At 38.8% G+C, this 2,019-nt stretch carries 4 protein-coding genes; all 4 read right to left on the bottom strand.

Features of this window, described 5'->3' with window-relative positions:
• On the bottom strand, positions 1 to 208 hold a 208-nt coding region (locus DWA01_RS23980), incomplete at its 3' end, for a S24/S26 family peptidase (RefSeq protein ID WP_419186972.1).
• 56 nt (positions 209 to 264) lie between these two features.
• Entirely contained in the window at positions 265 to 762 is a 498-nt protein-coding gene (gene sodN / locus DWA01_RS00260; protein WP_114283637.1) for a superoxide dismutase, Ni, read from the bottom strand.
• A 190-nt stretch (positions 763 to 952) separates the two neighbouring features.
• Positions 953 to 1,216, bottom strand: a complete 264-nt coding sequence (locus tag DWA01_RS00255; protein ID WP_114283636.1) for a hypothetical protein — start codon at positions 1,214 to 1,216, stop codon at positions 953 to 955.
• A gap of 18 nt (positions 1,217 to 1,234) precedes the next feature.
• Positions 1,235 to 1,975 (bottom strand): DUF3108 domain-containing protein, encoded by a 741-nt coding sequence (locus tag DWA01_RS00250; RefSeq protein WP_114283635.1) that lies wholly within the window; start codon positions 1,973 to 1,975, stop codon positions 1,235 to 1,237.
• Positions 1,976 to 2,019 lie beyond the last annotated feature (44 nt).

Below are 2,019 nucleotides of genomic sequence, written 5' to 3'. Positions count from 1 at the left end.
TGTCCAATCCATCACCGACCAGCCAAAAGTTTCCCTGCTGATCAACATCTTTAATGCGTTTAATAATTTCTGAGAATTGCGGGTGACTGACAATGACAATATCGCCAACACTAAAGCGCATTCGAAAGGGTCTAAATGCAACAATGTAATCCCCATTTGAGAGCGTGGGAGACATGCTGTTGCCATTGATACGACGAAGATAAATCATAGTAGGATAGAAAATGTTACCTATAGCAAACTATAGGTAACCACTTTATACGTTTATTAACCCAGCTTTGGGTAAACAACGTCAAGTGCTGGTGCGTAAGGGCAAGTAGCAGTATAGGTATCAACACCTTTAGTTTTCCAGAAGCTAGCTGCGAATTCGTTAACTAACTTAAGTAGCTCTTCACCAGCAGCACGATCAATTCCCTGCTTGCACTTAGAACCCGTTAGCATGATGTTGTGTACTAGCTCGTTGGTGCCAGGACATGCTTCAAACTGTGCAGCTTTGAAATAATCGCCCCACATGATGCGTACTTCTTGCTTTACTTTCTCAGCGTGAATTTCTTTTTCAGAAACTAAACGTACAAGTTTAGCTTGATCGGCAAGTGTCAGTTCTTTACCTTCTAGCTCGTTAATTTGATCCATAAAACGGATCACAGTTAGAGTTGCTAGTTGCATGGTGCTTGGATCGTAAATACCGCAAGGTACATCACAGTGTGCGCTTACAGATTTGATCTTTAGTACGCTATCCAGTGCTTTTGTAATTTGATGAATCATTTTTTTGCCTCTATATATTTAGCTTGCACAAAGTTTAGTACTGTCATTTAACTCGCTGACAATACTGTATAAATACCTATAAGAATAATACCTTAGTTTTTTACTAAAGAATAACTTATGTGAAGATTATCCTGAATAATTACAAATTGAATCCTCAGCATAGCGTAGACGTTATGCTGAATATTCAATTTTAACTCGTTGTGAATTTTTTGATGGCCTGGGTCCAGAGTGATTGAATACCGGACCGATCTTGTTCTGTTAGCTGATCGGTGGCAAGTCCCTTTAATAAGCTTTGTTCCATGTTGCTAAAGTAGCTTTTATCATCCACGGCTTCGTCAAGACAGAGGCTGCTGTGGGAGATAAAATAGCTGCAATAAAATCGTTGGTCATCACAATCGCAATCTTCTTGATTTAATAACCATGCAGTGGTGTGCTCTGCCAGTACTGTGCTCATTATATTTTTCTCAGAAAATTACAGTTTTAACTCTTTTAGTACAATGGAATAGGATTTACCGTCTGCTTCCGTTTGTTTTAACTGACTAATGATGAAATTGTGTTTAATGGAAAACCAAATAAATGTTTCCCTTTTAGCATTGGGACCGCGATCGAGTTTTAACTTGATGCTTTTGAGCTTACCTAGTGGCGTGTCTATTACTTCACTACCCACTTCAATAAATTTTAATCGTTCAATTTTGTTCTTTTTGGTATAGGGATATTCAAAATTACCACGGTGTCCGTTTTGCAGATCCAATTGTAATTGTAATTGGTAGCTCAAAGGGTCTTGGGTATTATCTTTAAGTGTTATCACTTGGCTGTTTTTATTAACCGCCTGGTTTTTAGCCCAGTCAAAGCTAATCGTTTGTTTTTTCTTTTTACCGATAACCTTGCGCAGGTACTGATATTTTAAAGGAATAACTTTATTGTTTTTAATACGCAGCTCGCTACTCTCTTTAATGGAAGCTAAGAGGGCGCTGATATCATCTTTAAACAGCCATTGGCCGTTTTGCTGCTCAGTGAGGCTTCTTTTGAGGGTGCCGTTAATATTTACCTGCGCTTTGAAACTCGCTGTATAAGTTGCCTGGTAAGCTTTAGCTGCCCATGCAGGCTGACTGATAGCTAAAAGTAGCGTAAAGCAAGTGAGTGCTAATGAGGTGGTTTTGGCTTGAGCTTTTGTATGACAAGTAGCGAACGGTGCATGTTGTGAAAATAACATAATTTGCCCTTAAAAATTAAACAAAAAGAGACTGCTGCACGAAC

The organism is Candidatus Halocynthiibacter alkanivorans (assembly GCF_003333265.1).
Classification (GTDB): domain Bacteria; phylum Pseudomonadota; class Alphaproteobacteria; order Rhodobacterales; family Rhodobacteraceae; genus Halocyntiibacter_A; species Halocyntiibacter_A alkanivorans.
This window is presented reverse-complemented; position numbering and strand designations above follow the sequence as displayed.